The 14,955-nt window shown below is 35.4% G+C and carries 12 protein-coding genes; 2 read left to right on the top strand and 10 right to left on the bottom strand.

The window, feature by feature from the left end; all coding sequences use genetic code 11:
• Positions 1 to 6: 6 nt before the first annotated feature.
• Positions 7 to 1,959, bottom strand: a complete 1,953-nt coding sequence (locus NBX25_RS13605; RefSeq protein WP_250254019.1) for a type VI secretion system Vgr family protein — start codon at positions 1,957 to 1,959, stop codon at positions 7 to 9.
• A gap of 156 nt (positions 1,960 to 2,115) precedes the next feature.
• Here NBX25_RS13605 and NBX25_RS13600 point away from each other — a divergent pair, with 156 nt between their 5' ends.
• The gene (locus NBX25_RS13600) at positions 2,116 to 2,658 is read left to right on the top strand and encodes a DUF3828 domain-containing protein (RefSeq protein WP_250254017.1); all 543 of its coding nucleotides are present in this window, start codon (positions 2,116 to 2,118) and stop codon (positions 2,656 to 2,658) included.
• Positions 2,659 to 2,688: 30 nt separating this feature from the next.
• Here NBX25_RS13600 and NBX25_RS24890 read toward each other — a convergent pair whose 3' ends face one another.
• From NBX25_RS24890 to NBX25_RS13565, 8 genes are all read right to left on the bottom strand, one after another.
• Complete coding sequence (locus NBX25_RS24890) at positions 2,689 to 2,823, bottom strand: bacteriocin-like protein (protein WP_123856045.1); 135 nt, start codon at positions 2,821 to 2,823, stop codon at positions 2,689 to 2,691.
• 119 nt (positions 2,824 to 2,942) lie between these two features.
• Positions 2,943 to 3,347, bottom strand: coding sequence for a hypothetical protein (locus tag NBX25_RS13595; protein ID WP_123911307.1), 405 nt, complete (start codon positions 3,345 to 3,347; stop codon positions 2,943 to 2,945).
• A 413-nt stretch (positions 3,348 to 3,760) separates the two neighbouring features.
• Complete coding sequence (gene uvrA, locus NBX25_RS13590; RefSeq protein ID WP_250254016.1) at positions 3,761 to 6,592, bottom strand: excinuclease ABC subunit UvrA; 2,832 nt, start codon at positions 6,590 to 6,592, stop codon at positions 3,761 to 3,763.
• 300 nt (positions 6,593 to 6,892) lie between these two features.
• Positions 6,893 to 7,720 carry a class A beta-lactamase, subclass A2 gene (gene bla, locus NBX25_RS13585; RefSeq protein WP_250254014.1) on the bottom strand — a complete coding sequence of 276 codons (828 nt, stop codon included), beginning with the start codon at positions 7,718 to 7,720 and terminating at the stop codon, positions 6,893 to 6,895.
• Positions 7,721 to 7,901: 181 nt separating this feature from the next.
• Complete coding sequence (locus NBX25_RS13580; RefSeq protein WP_164464484.1) at positions 7,902 to 8,831, bottom strand: DUF3829 domain-containing protein; 930 nt, start codon at positions 8,829 to 8,831, stop codon at positions 7,902 to 7,904.
• Positions 8,832 to 8,857: 26 nt separating this feature from the next.
• The gene (locus NBX25_RS13575; protein WP_123911303.1) at positions 8,858 to 10,741 is read right to left on the bottom strand and encodes a type VI secretion system baseplate subunit TssF; all 1,884 of its coding nucleotides are present in this window, start codon (positions 10,739 to 10,741) and stop codon (positions 8,858 to 8,860) included.
• Between the two features lie 24 nt (positions 10,742 to 10,765).
• Positions 10,766 to 11,206 (bottom strand): GPW/gp25 family protein, encoded by a 441-nt coding sequence (locus NBX25_RS13570; RefSeq protein WP_089736402.1) that lies wholly within the window; start codon positions 11,204 to 11,206, stop codon positions 10,766 to 10,768.
• 162 nt (positions 11,207 to 11,368) lie between these two features.
• Positions 11,369 to 12,781 carry an APC family permease gene (locus NBX25_RS13565; RefSeq protein ID WP_250254012.1) on the bottom strand — a complete coding sequence of 471 codons (1,413 nt, stop codon included), beginning with the start codon at positions 12,779 to 12,781 and terminating at the stop codon, positions 11,369 to 11,371.
• Positions 12,782 to 12,923: 142 nt separating this feature from the next.
• On the opposite strand from NBX25_RS13565, the gene NBX25_RS13560 reads away from it, so the two are divergent.
• Positions 12,924 to 13,439, top strand: coding sequence for a DUF4920 domain-containing protein (locus tag NBX25_RS13560; RefSeq protein ID WP_123856051.1), 516 nt, complete (start codon positions 12,924 to 12,926; stop codon positions 13,437 to 13,439).
• Positions 13,440 to 13,645: 206 nt separating this feature from the next.
• Here the strand turns inward: NBX25_RS13560 and NBX25_RS13555 are convergent, their stop codons facing one another.
• Positions 13,646 to 14,755, bottom strand: coding sequence for a M14 family zinc carboxypeptidase (locus tag NBX25_RS13555; RefSeq protein ID WP_250254011.1), 1,110 nt, complete (start codon positions 14,753 to 14,755; stop codon positions 13,646 to 13,648).
• Between the last annotated feature and the right edge of the window lie 200 nt (positions 14,756 to 14,955).

Below are 14,955 nucleotides of genomic sequence, written 5' to 3'. Positions count from 1 at the left end.
AAAGTATTAATGATTATGGCCTTTTTCTCCACTGTTCATAAAGATCGAGCTTTTCGTATGGGTGGTAAAATTTTCTTCTGTACTGAAATTCATTTCTTTTCTTGAAATTTCATTACGTTCCTGTTTTACTTCGCTGTGTACATCTCCTTCTATAAACTCTGTAAGTTTTCCGGTTATAAAAACCTGAGAATCTCCTATTACGGAAGAGGTTTTAATCATTCCTATACTCTCACTATGGTTCATGGTAACGGTATCTGTTTTATTCATCCCAACACTGGTAGACATATTTTGTCCGACATTGATATTGAGGTTTCCGCCCGCATTGAAGTTGATATCATTGGGAGCAGATACGGTAATATTTCCTTTTCCATCCATGAAATAATTGTTTCCGCTTGGATCTACAATATTCACACTTCCTTCAGCATCGTTCATCAGAATACGAATTCCGCTTCTGGTCTGAATCGATTTAAGGTGATTATTTATCCCTCCTCCCAGAGCAACACCGCCATGAAACATTCCTCCCATTACGAAAGGACGATCGGGATGATTATGAACAAATCCCACCATTACCTGATCTCCTACTTCAGGAATGGCTACATACCCTCTGTTTTGGGTGATCTGATCTGTTCCACCCGCATCAGGACTCATTACTCTGATAAAATCTGTAGTTTCATTGAGCTGCCAAAGAAATTTTACCCTTACACGTCCTTGTCCCAAAGGATCTTCATTGGAAACGACCACTGCTGGCTGGGTTTCTGCAAAAGGAACTGTAAATTCAGGTTTGGGCATATATCCCGTATCAGAAGCAATGGCTTCAAAACTTCCTTTATAATGGCCTAGGGTATCAATCTCATGAATAACCTTGGTCATCATGAGTTTGGTGAAATACCCTATTTTGCTGGAATCAGGTTTTCTCAGATAAAGATCTGCTGTGCAACCGGGATAAAGAAAAGGCATTGTGGTATCACCGGATACTACAAATACATCAACACCTTTACTTCCCCATGCTCCGGTTTGAGAATTCACTACATCCATATCAGTAGCTGCCCGGATAGGCGCCGATTGAAGAGAAGGCGTCTTGAAAATACTTTCATTATTTATATAAGCGGTTTGAGCAAGATTTCCCATATGTTTTAACGGAGTTTCTCCCGAAGTCAACATCGTATTTTTACTGCTGTTATATCCGTAATAATTAGGTTGAGCATGAATTGCCCTAAGTTCAGTATGAATATTTGAAGTATTACTTCCGCTTATCAGCTCAAGAGGAGCAGCCGGAGCCGGCATATTTCCGAAATGCAGCACTTCTCCATCATAGAAAAACTGTTCACCATAAGCCACGGCAATTCTACACAAGTAATTGTAATGGGTTTCGTTATATTGTGTACTGTAGACAATTTGTGACGAGGCTTTGGCATTCACTCTGAAGTCATACCAAAACGGATCTATTCCCTGCTTGATTACCTCATCAGCTATAATTCCGGTATTCACAGGCTGTGCACCTCCAAAACTCTGGGTATGGGCTGCAACATCCAGAAGAATAGTAGGGCTGAAACCTTTTAAAACAATATTTCCCAAGCTGTGAGCTTCCTGACTGAAACCTACCTTGGTAATAATTCCTACAAAAACCCTCTCAGGGCTGTTTTTCGTTTCGAAATCTTTGTAAGCAATTTTTATCGTAAGGCGTTTTCCCAAAAATGTATTGGCCTGTTCCAATTGATGACCTTGTTTTTCGGATAAGGCATCATGAGCCAGTGTTAATTCAAACTCGTGATGTGTTATTGCACTTTGCTTTAATTTGAAATGTTTAAAACTTGAAATGATTTCGCCATTGATTACTGCGGAAAGTTTAACAACACGGTTAATTCCTGCTGTATTATTTTCTTTCACTGCCTGGGCATTATCAGGAGCACGGTATCCTCCAGTAAAGGATACACGTTCTGAAGTCGTGTTTTTTTTCATGCTGTGTTTTTTGTGTTAATTAGGATCTAATTATCACAAATATAGGAAATAATTTAAATTTGAATATATTGTCATGGAAATTTAAGCTTTTGATCAGAAGTTACTCAACAACTGATGCTTGGTATATCTTTTGAATGAAAAGACCAATACTCTATCATGATGCGACTCCTTTTCCTATATGCAAGTTTTCTTATATGCTTTACAGCTTGCAGCAAAACACAATCTCCATCAACTGAAAAAAAACTGATTACTGAAAAAGTAAATCAACTTTACAGCCAATATGGAAAATCTAATGATATGATTTACAATCAACCGATACCTGATGAATTATTTTCTCCGGAATTAAAAAAGGCATTAGAAAAAGCAATCAATACTTCAAAAACAGATATTGAAAAAGTGAAAAACAGTAGTCATCCGGATGAAAAACCGTTGATATTTGAAGGGGCGATCTTTTCCAGCCTGTATGAAGGATATACCCATTATACCATCAAAAATATTATTATTCATGATAAAACGGCAAAAGCACTTGTTCAGTTTGAATATGATATGACCTCTCCAAAGGTGTTATGGACTGATACATTGCAACTGATTGACACTGAAAAAGGATGGAAAATTGATAATATTGTTTTTGATTCAATAGGAAGTTCCAAGGATCTCAAAACGAGTCTGAATGATTTTATCCAATATGCTCGACAATAAAAAAGCCGCTTTAAAAAGCGGCTTGATTTTTTATGGGCACTGAACGATTGGAATTTCGCTGCAAAATACTTTATTTGCCCATTCGCAATAGGTACAATATTTTTTTGGCTCTCCTCCGTACACTGACTTCAAATCTACTTTAGTCAGCTTTTTTAAATTTTTCATATAGTTCTAATTTTATGGTTTTGTAAAATTAAAACGAATATTATTATCCATTATTACAATTTAATGCTTATATATTTCATTATTCACACTTTCTAACTAAATATAGATTCCTATACATATTATCTGTTATGGATTTCTACAGTAACAGGCATCACATAGGTATATGCCACCATATTGTCTGTCAATCTATTGCGATCTACTCTATAATCCAGTTCGCTCAAAACAGTTTCAATTTCTTTGCTTACCGTCTTACAATCACCATTAGAATGAACATTTACAATTTTTCCGTTTTTAGCAATATCAAATTTTACCACTGAATTGACCGTTCCTTGTTTATATTCAGGATTATCCAGATCAAAATTGGCGATTAGTTTATTTCTTATATCACTAAAAGTTTCACTTTTACTTAACTGAATTTCTTGGATTGTATTCTTATCTGTGGTTTGTGCTTTAGTTTGGTTCATTATAGTAGCTAATCCGATAACGAAAAGTGAAGCCATCAATATTTGAATTTTATTTTTCATAACTAACTGGTTTTAAATATTATAATAAGTTTATCCTTATCTTTTAACCAAAGTTATTAAAAATAATTCATATTAAATTCACTTTCAGTTAACATTGAATTAACATTGAGTGTTAAATTATTGATTTACAGTTAATTAAATTTGACAAATAATTTAAAAATTAATATTGGAATGTTGTTTATATCCTGAAATATGTAAAATTTGAGACTTTTAATTCCTATTTTCACTGTAAATGAATGATATTGTTAACAAAAAATCACCTACAATAAACGGGTTAAAATAAAAACTAAACTCAGGTTAATAAAGCAGTTTATTTTCCTCTGCAATCAACTTCGAAGCGTGTGTAGCCTAAGTTAAAAATAAAAAAAGAATCTGCTTGCGCAAATTCTTTTGATATTTAGGTTAATATATTCCTATTCCAATTCCCTCTTCAAAAACTTCCCGGTTAAACTCTTCTTAGACTTCACAATCTCTTCCGGAGTTCCCTGAGCTACAATCTGTCCACCGTATTTTCCACCTTCCGGTCCTACGTCAATGATATGATCTGCCAGTTTAATCACATCCATATTATGTTCAATAATGATGAATGAGTTTCCTAGTTCTACCAATTGATTGATCGCGTCCATCAGGATTTTTACATCCTCAAAATGCAATCCTGTGGTAGGTTCATCAAGGATATATAATGTATTTCCGGTTTGTCTTTTTGCTAACTCAGTAGCTAACTTGATACGCTGTGCCTCTCCTCCGGAAAGTGTTGTGGACTGTTGCCCAAGCGTAATATATCCCAATCCTACATCTTGTAAAGTTTTCACTTTAGCAAAGATTTTTGGAATCGGTTGGAAGAATTCTACTGCTTCATCAATTGTCATATCCAATACGTCGGAAATGGATTTTCCTTTGTAACGAACTTCAAGGGTTTCTCTGTTGAAACGTTTTCCGTTGCAGGTTTCACAGTGAACATATACATCCGGAAGGAAGTTCATTTCAATTACTTTTAATCCTCCCCCCTGGCAGGTTTCACATCTTCCCCCTTTTACGTTGAAAGAAAACCTTCCCGGTTTATACCCACGGATTTTACTTTCAGGCAATTCTGCAAAAAGATTTCTGATATCTGTAAACATTCCCGTATAAGTTGCCGGATTTGAACGTGGAGTTCTCCCGATCGGTGTCTGATCTACGTCTACAATTTTATCAATATTATCAAGTCCTTCGATCTTCTTGTATGGTAAAGGTTCCTGAACGGCTCTATAAAAATGCTTATTAAGGATTGGATATAACGTTCCATTAATTAAAGAAGATTTTCCACTTCCTGAAATTCCGGTGACTACAACCAGTTTTCCAAGCGGAACATCCAGCGTAACATTTTTAAGGTTATTTCCTGTTGCTCCTTTCAGAACAATATTTTTTCCGCTTCCTGCTCTTCTTTCTGCTGGAATTTCGATCTTTCTTTTTCCGTTGATATACTGAGCAGTGATAGTATCTGCTTTTAGAAGATCTTTTGGTTTTCCCTGCCAAAGTATTTCTCCACCGAACTTTCCGGCTCTTGGACCAATATCCAACACCTCATCGGCCTCCAAGATCATGTCTTTATCATGCTCTACTACTAAAACAGAATTTCCAATATCTCTAAGGTTCTTTAAAGAATGAATCAATCTTTCGTTATCTCTTTGGTGAAGGCCAATACTTGGTTCATCAAGAATATACAAAACATTCACCAGTTGAGATCCAATTTGTGTTGCCAGACGAATCCTTTGTGATTCTCCCCCCGAAAGGGTTTTTGAACTTCTGCTTAAACTTAGATAGTCCAAACCAACATCCAACAAAAACTGAAGTCTGGTTTCAATCTCTTTTAATATTTCGTGGGCGATGATTTTATTTTTCTCAGAGAATTTATCTTTAACATCGGCCAGCCATTCTTTTAAATCTGCCAAGCTTAATCCATTGACCTCAGCAATATTTTTCCCATCAATTTTGAAACTTAAGCTTGAGGGCTGAAGACGGGTTCCACCACATTCCGGACATATTTCTTCTGTAGTGAAGTGTCTTTCCAATAAAATAGCTTCGTAGGATTCTCTTTCATCAATAATTTCCTCCATAAAGGCGATCAAACCGTCAAAGCTGATCTTGATCTTCTTGGTAATTCCCGCATATTTAAGATCCTTATTGAATTCCTTATGACATCCGTTATAGATATAATCCAAAGCTTCTGCCGGAATATCTTGTAATGGAGTTGTCATTCCTAGTCCGAAGATTTCAAGAATATTCTTGATCTGTGCCAGAATCCATTTATTAGACTTAATATCTTCCAATGGCAGCAAACCTCCCTGGTTGATTGACAGTTTAGGGTTATCAATGAAATAATCTGTGTTGATCTTTTTGATTGTTCCCAGTCCTTTACAATTTGGGCAGCTACCTTTTGGAGAGTTGAATGAGAAAGTATTAGGTTCCGGTAATGCTAAGGAATGACCTGTTTCAGCATCCATCAGGTTTTTAGAGAAATACTCAATATCTGTACCTCCCAGTTTCTGAATTCCGATGATTCCTTCTCCCATTTCCATCGCAGTACGCAGGGATTTTTCCATTCTTCCTTCTGAAGCATTTTCTCCTATGATCCAACGATCGATCACAATATCAATATCGTGGGTTTTATAACGGTCCAGCTTTAAATCATATTCAATATCCTGTAGCTCACCATCAATTCTTGCCTGTCCATACCCTTTTTTGGCCATTTGAACGAAAAGTTCATGATAATGTCCTTTTCTGGAGCGTACAACAGGAGCCAACAACATGATTTTTTCTCCTTTATAGTTTTCCTTAATGGTATCAAGAATCTGATCTTCGGTATAACTTACCAGCTTCTGTCCTGTAGACAATGAATAAGCATCTGAAACTCTTGCATACAAAAGACGGAGAAAGTCATACAGTTCTGTAACAGTACCTACAGTAGAACGAGGGTTTTTATTGGTTGTTTTCTGCTCAATGGCAATAACGGGTGAAAGTCCTTCAATTTTATCTACATCCGGACGTTCCAATCCACCCAAAAACTGACGGGCATAAGCAGAGAATGTCTCTATATAACGACGCTGGCCTTCTGCAAAAATTGTATCAAAAGCCAATGAAGATTTTCCACTTCCGGAAAGCCCGGTAATCACTACCAGTTCATTGCGCGGAATTTTAACATTAATATTCTTTAGATTGTGTTCACGTGCTCCGTAAACTTCTATATATTCTGTTGATTTGCTCATAATTTGGAATGACTTTGCCTGAAAATCACAACGTGCAAAATTACGGAATTTTATGGAATTTTTTTTAATCTGAAAGGGTTAAAATTTTTATAATAAGACTTTATTTTGAACCGGATCCTGTAACAATGCTTATATAGCTTTGGGCTAAAGCCAATGGATCTGTTATGATTGAAAAAACTGGCTAAAGCCCGCTTCTATAGAATTTATTTGACACAGATTACGCTGATTTTCACAGATGATTATAAGGAAGTTTATTTTAAAAATTGCAGTTTTAAAAAAATTTGAAACGCATCCTAGTAATTATGGCTTCCTTACATAGTACTCCCAAACAGCGTTTCCTATGTCAGCAATGATCTTTTCTGTATCTTTCATTTCTTCATTGATGTTTTTTAAATAGACAGATAAAATGAAATGTTTTCCGTTGGGAAGTTTTACAATTCCTACATCGTTCATAGCGGCTCTGATATTTTCATCATTTCTTCCTGAAATCCCCGTACGATGGGCTAATTCTGTTCCAGCAGGCAAACCTGCTTTCATCCAGGTAAGTCCTCTTGAAGTTTCTACCATGATCTGATATAAATATTTTGTAGTCTCTTTTTTTAGTATTTTCTTTTTGTAGAATTTTTCTAAAAGATTGGTGGTAGCTAAAGGAGTTGATGTATTCACAAAATAGGATTCAAAGCTATTCATTTGCTGTTCATTCAATCGGATGGTGAAGTCTTTGATGCCCTGTTGGTTGACGAATTTCTGTACTATGGGAGCTCCCCCTACTATCTTCAGCAGAATATCACAACCATTATTATCACTATGGGAAACGGTGTATCTTAATAACTGATCTAATGTCAAAGGCATATTTCCTTCCGGATATTCTTCTCTTATCGGACTCCATGTTTCTGGTAGTAATTCTTCTTTTTTAATAAAAAATTTCTGATCCAATTTTAATTTTCCTTTATCTACCTGATTTAAAACAGCCAATGCAATATGGAATTTAAAAACACTTAGCATAGGCATTGTTTGATTTCCATTGATGCTAAGCGTATCTTGATCTTCAATACCTTTTACAGAAACCCCAACAGTTGCATTTTTCGTGGATATGATGGTATTGATTTTACTCCTTAGATCATTCATTGTCTGACTTTTTAACTGAAGGCTGAAAAGACAAATCGATATAAAAAGTACTGTTTTTTTCATTTAAATAACTAGTTTTTATTGTAATACATTTTGAAATTTAAATATAAAAAATGCCGCATATCCTACGGCATTTCATATTTTAAAATTGATTGTTGATTTTACAACGAATCAAAAAAGGTTATTTCACAAAGCTATTGTACGCTCCCAATACACTTTCATAGGAAGAATCGACTTGCTGGATATCATTATCCTGAATTTTCCCTTTCTCTTTAGCGTCTCTGATTAGTTTTCTGTACAAATCTAAAAAGTTAGAAGCATTTTTATTGAAGCTTTCAAACTGAGATTTTTTATAAGAATATTGCTGATCTTTCACATCAAAGTTTAGCTTAGTGTTAGCTTCTAGCGCTTTGGCATATTCATCATACTTTTTCTGAGCTTCCGCTTCATTGAATTGTCCTGAATATTGTCTCCCTAAAAGGTCAATTACGGAATCTAATGAATTCATCACATTTTTAGAAGAGATAATATACTCTTTCATTGGATGATCCTTCAAAATAATCTCTTCTGCTGCATCTGTAGCGGGTTTGATCTTCATCATAATATTCTCCCCAGCTGCATAAAAAGCATTTACATCACCCTCGATTTCTTTTCTGATGGCCTCTGCTTTTGCTCCTTTATCATCTTTATAGTCTTCAGATGTCATATAAGACTTAAGTTCCTCAATCTTTTTATCTATATTTTCTTTTTTATCCTTATAAATATTGAATTCTTTTTCAATAGCAGCCTTCTCTTTATCAAAACCTGATGGAACTTCCTTAATTTTTGAAAAAGAGTAATCCATTGAGCTCAAAACAATGGGCATAATCAAGACATTTTCTCCCTTTGATTTAGCAACTGCCTCATCTGCATATTTTAAGATCCTTTCAATATGTTTGGATGTATTTTTATAAGAATCTATAAAATTGTTATTAAAATCAATAATAGCATTTGCGTCTGCTTCCCCTCCCATATTTAAAACTGCATTACCAAGTTTTCCGGCACCTTTTTTACAGCTTACCACTGTAGCAGTTAAAGACAGGGCCATTGCAAGTACAATAATCTTCTTCATATTTTTTTGTTTTTAATATTTTAAAATTACATATCCTGAAATTCAACATCTTCATTGGTTACCTTCACCAAATATTCAATTCCATCTATTGCTTTGGCAATGATTTGGTTTCTGGTGATGTTTGCCATATTTTCCCAATATGCTCTTCCGTAGAAAGAATAGTTTTGCGGAACAATTTCAATCTCAACGGTTCTTACGAAACCTTCTTTAGGTTTGTTACTAATCATTGTTCCTCTTCTTACCCTTACTTCTCTTAATTCATCCTTCAGAATCATTCGGCAATAGTTTTTGACATCTTCAAGGGAAATAATCTTATCTCTTGTAGTCAAAGCATATTTATATGCCTGAATACTGTCAGTTCCTTTTTGCTCTTCAGCTCCACCTAAGGTTTCTGTAAGCAGTACTACAGTCTGTGATTTCAATTGATTGGAAAGTTCTGTTCCCGGACGCATGTGATTGGCTAATGTACAATGCGTGATCCAGAAAGACGCATAGGTATGATCTGTTTTTTCTACAGGTTCCATGATTACGTAGTTCAGCTCCTGTCTGATGTTTCTCTTGGCATTGTTTACTTTCTGTACCATAGATTTCATCTTGTCAGACATTTCACTGAGAACACCTTTTACATTATCTCTGTTTAAAAGGGAAAATGCTGCGATCTCATCTCTTGTCAGTTCCAGCACATTGGCAATCATATCCACTGCATTTCTGCTTGTGAAACGCTCCATTCCTCCTTTTCTCACCGTATATAATCCTTTTTTAAGATTATCAGCAGGAGTAAATGGTATTTCGGTATATTTTCTTCCATCTCCATCCTGCACCTCATCCACATACAGGAAGTGCTCTCCTTCGTCCGTTACTAAAGGAATATTGTTTCCCATAATATCAAGGCTGTATTCCGTTTTTTTCCAACCTCTGTTGTAAATTGGAAATGCATTCAGAACAAATGAGAAGTTATCCAGGATTTCTGCGGAAAACTGTGGTGGGAATTCAAAAGTAAGCCATAAATAACGCTTATTGTCCAGATATTTTACAATCTCTTCTTTTCCGGCAAGGAAGTCCAGGTTTTGTGGAAGTTGTCCCGGTTCTGAGAACAAGCTACTGGAAAGTCCTGTGATCTCTATAAATTTATGACGGTAGATACTTTTAATATCTTCAATGACTTTGCTTCGGATGGACTGCTCTTTAAACATCTGCTCATAGCCATCCGGAGTACTTTCTGTAAGATAGCTTAATCCTTCTCTTACAAACAAAGGGTTTCCATTACTTGAAACCGTAATATACGGTAATAATTTATATACAAAATCCAAATGTTCGAAAGCCGGATTAGAGCAGAATATACTCATGTATTTAGGAAAATATTCGCTCACATATTTGCTCACATCAACCCCAACTGTAACCTTTCTATAATCTTCAGGTCTTCCGTTAAATCTTGCAATAGGAATTTTATTAAATCTGTCATCAATACTATAGCAGGTATTCCCCACAAACATTATTGAAGTGTGAACTTTATTAATTCTTACGTTTCCCACCGGGGTAAAAGGAATATTCAGCTGTTTATCTGATTCCGATTTTACCGTGGAAGTCATTTGCTTTCGGAAGAAAAACTCTGTGTGTTCCAATAAAACTTCGGTAGAATCATAAGGCTGTGTGAAAGCAACCGCATGAGCCGGAATGGGATGGGTATAAATGGATGGAGTTAACAGCTTGGCCAGTTTTTCAAGAATCCGGGCATTTACTGTCTGTATTTCATTATTCGCTTTAAAAACTTCTGTACTGAATGCATCAATCAATAGTTTTACAAATGGGTCTAAAGACTGCGGACTTTTCAATCCCCATACTTTGGTTGCATTCTGCAGCATTCTTGCTTTTACAGATTCTTTGGAATAAATATTTTGATCTAGGTTCATAATTTTTTTTCGCTGTTAAAAATATTAATCAATAGACATCGGGCTCAGGAACAATTCTGTTGAAAAACTGAAACGTTCTCCTGTTTCCTCCATCTTCGCATTGATGGCAATTCTTACTTTCTTTTTAATTTCGGTGTGTTCTTTGGTATCGTAACTGTGTTCTACAAATTGGATATTAGCATCAATCTGTGGCTGTACAATTCTTGGTTCATACTCAAGAATTTGTCTTCTAAGGCTTTTGACAAAAACATTTTCCCAGATGGCACTTGTTACTCCATTATCGAATTCCAGGTTCCAAACATCGTTTCCATAGTTTTCATCGTATCTGTTCTCTCCTTTTTTGGTGGTGATCAGCAACATAATATTGTGAGCAATACTTTCTCCCATATCGCAGGTATCGATACTTCCCCCTTCTGTCATTAGAGTGGACGGTACAAAGGGCATTCTGTAATTTGGTGTATCCATAGCTTCTTGTTTTTTACTTCATGGTCGCGTTTACTTAAAAACGAAATACCAAAATACACATTTTCACTAAATAATTGTTATAATAAATTAAAATATTATTCAAAAGTGAGGGCCTTCAAACTGAATTGAAAGCCCTGAAACCATTATCTATATTATATTAATCTATTGATCTATCTTTTTACGGTTGATAAAATAGTACACCGGAAGTCCTAATAATACCAGTAAGAATCCTGGCCATGTATATTGCTGCTTATATATTAATAATAGGATGCAGAAAACAGTTCCTATAATAAGGTATACGATTGGAGTAACCGGATATAGCCATGTTTTATAAGGTCTTTCCAATGCAGGTTGCTTAACTCTTAAATAAATGACTCCGAAAACCGTAATCATATAGAACAGGACAATTACAAACGAAATCATATCCAACAGGTTTCCGTACTGTCCGCTCAGGCATAGTAAAGAAGCCCAGATTCCCTGCATCCATAATGCATTTTCAGGTACATCATTTTTATTGTTTTTTTCTGCAGATTTAAAGAACATACCGTCTTTTGCCATGGTTTGAAATACCCTTGCTCCGGCTAAGATCAGACCATTATCACATCCGAAAGTGGAAATCATCACCAATACCGCAATGATTATAGTTCCTGCACTTCCAAAAATATTCTGTGATGCTGCTACAGCCACTCTATCATTGGTTGCAAAGGCAATACTGTCTCTGTCCAAAGCATTTAAATACACAAAATTAACGGCTATATATAAAAGCATCACAGCAGAAGTTCCATAGATCATTGATTTTACAACATTTTTCTTTGGATTTTCAATTTCTCCGGAAACAAATGTTACGCTTTCCCAAGCTACAGAACTGAAAACTGAACCTACCATTGCTGCAGCAATACCCCCCATTAATGTCATTCCGCCAATAGGTTCCCAGCCTTCTTTCAAGAAATTACCGCTCAGATCTTTTTTAAGATTATTAAAAGAATCCATTCCCAGATTGAAGTTTTCAGATAAATGAGAAAAATCAACCAGGATAAATCCTGCAGCAATCAGTCCTAATAAAGCTAAAATTTTAGATCCTGTAAATATATTCTGCAAAAATTTTCCACTTTCAACCCCTCTTGTATTGATGTAAGTAAGCAAAAGAATAACTGCAATGGCTAAGATTTGTATCCATGTAATCTTGAATTCCCCACTTTGGAAAATAGGGGCAGCATCATTCAGTGAGGGAATCAGGTATGCTGTAAACTTCCCGAAAGCCATTGCCACGGCAGCAATTGTTCCGGTTTGTATCACAGTGAACAGCCCCCAGCCATAAAGAAATCCCATTCTTTTACCGAAGATCTCTTTCAGATAAGTATATTGTCCGCCAGCCTTTGGATACAGAGCAGAAAGTTCACCATAACTTATCGCTGCAGCTACCGTCATGATTCCTGTTATAATCCAGACAACAATTAACCAATAACCGGAGCCTAAATTACGCATCATGTCAGCGCTTACAATAAAGATCCCGCTTCCAATCATAGATCCCATTACAAGCATGATGGCATCCCATAGTTTCAGTTTTTTATGCATAGTCAAGTATAGGCGTCAAATATAAACAAATCTACCTTTCATTTTGAATTTTATTAAAAATTTACACAAGCACCTGTTTATTATTAATTTTTATGGATTTATGATTCAATATTAATTAGTATTTTTGAAAAAAATATTAAACATGAAATTTAGAGCTATTCTATTTGCAGTTGCTGTAAGCGCTTCTACCCTGGCGTTTGCACAGGAGACATCACAAAAGAAATTTTCACCACCTGCTGGGAATGCCTTGTTAGGTGACACTTACGGAGCGGGAGTTGCTGCCAATACAGAGTCTAAAGCGATTACAGTAGACAAACTGGGAAAGAAACTTAAAAAAGAAAATAAGAAGTTGGAAAATGTAGCCATCAAAGGAAAGGTTACCGATGTATGTGAGAAAAAAGGATGTTGGCTGACTATTCAAACTGATGACAACTCTCAGTTTTTTGTAAAAATGAAAGACTATGCTTTCTTTGTACCTACTGCTTTAAAAGGTAAAAATGTAGTTTTAGAAGGAAATGCTGAAAGAAAAGTAATTTCTGTAGATGAACAAAAACATTATGCTGAGGATGCTAAGAAACCTCAATCGGAAATTGATGCCATTACACAACCTAAGGAAGAAATCAGGTTCCTGGCTAGTGGCATTAAAGTGGTAAACTAGAGATTTCTATTAATTGAATAAAATATTAAAACCCCTCGCAGATTTTACAGATTATATAAATTAAAAAAATTGAGAAAAAGATAATCTATAATTTCTCATTTTTAAGGATCTGAATCATAGTTTTCCTACTACAATATGTATCTGATTTTTTATTCATAGAAAATATAAAAAGCAGTTTCGGCAACCCTTTGGGTTGCCGAAACTGTTTAATCTTCTATTGTAAAATCTACTACTGCATCCAGCTTCGGATATTTATTAGACGAAACAAATTTCTTTCCTGTGCAATCTATTTCCAGCCAGCCTTTTCTTTTTTTCACATCTCCTGCTTCCATCACAAAAGGGACAAAAGAAATCTCATCTTTCCCATCTTCTTTCATCTCTCTATACTGAACGGCAATATCTAAAATACATTCATGTTCTGTATTCAATCTTACATTTCTATAGATAATATCGTAGTGGGTTTCTTTGTTTTCCGGAATGTCCAAATAAGCTTCCCATCCGGTACTGTCTGAGTTCAGTTCACTGATTGCTTTCAGTGCATAATATAGAGCAATAGTATAATATTTTCTGGTTCCTTTTCTGGTATAGTCATCTACAAAATGTCCGCCTTCAAATAAGATGGTAGGCATTCCTGCTTTTATAAAATTATCACCGGTTGAAGTTGGATAAAATTCATCAGAATATCTTCCGATCTGATTAGGGATCATTTCCTTTAAATGGGTATAAACATTTCCGATTACAGCCATACATTTTTTTCTGTTTTCGGTAACAGTACGTTCTACATTTTCAGAAGGAGCAAGAAAAGAAAGTGTAGCCGGATGAATACCGTCTGTTGTAAAAATGGTTCTCTGCTCATGGAGGTTTAAGGCATAATCATATTTCTTTGAAGCCGCTGCTTTTTTCAGAAACTTAATCTCCTTGCTTGCTTCATTATGAAAATCACGGTTAAGATCAATATCTGCTGCATTAAGTCTTGTCCATCTTTCAGATCCATCGGGATTGAGCATAAAAATAAAATCTAGTCTGATTTTACTAAATAAGTCATCCTTCATTTTGGGAACCTTATCAAGGCTTGTTAAAAGATCAAGCATGGCATGCGTAGCATTGGATTCATTTCCGTGCATTTGTGACCAAGCCAACACCTGAATGTTTCCGGTTCCTATGCTTAATTGATAAATAGGCTTCTCTAAATAAGAAGTTCCGATCTCCTGAATATAATCGCTGAGATTTGTCTGTAGGTAAGAAAATAATTTTTCAGGGGAAATATAGCGATTTGAGAAATCAGGGCTGGGAGAATAAATAGATTCAAAGTTCATTGCTGGAAAAATAATTTACTGGAATCAAATTTAACCATTTTAAGGCATACAATAAATATTAACATTTGTAAACAGCATAAATATGACGAAAATTGTTAAAATTATTGTAAACAAAATTAAGTTTACAAAAGTTAAATTAAGGATTTCACCTGGTATTGGAGCATTAACATACGTAACATTGTTAAACAGCTTATGTTGAC

This window comes from Chryseobacterium sp. Marseille-Q3244 (assembly GCF_940807095.1).
In the GTDB taxonomy this organism is placed as follows: Bacteria; Bacteroidota; Bacteroidia; order Flavobacteriales; family Weeksellaceae; genus Chryseobacterium.
This window is presented reverse-complemented; position numbering and strand designations above follow the sequence as displayed.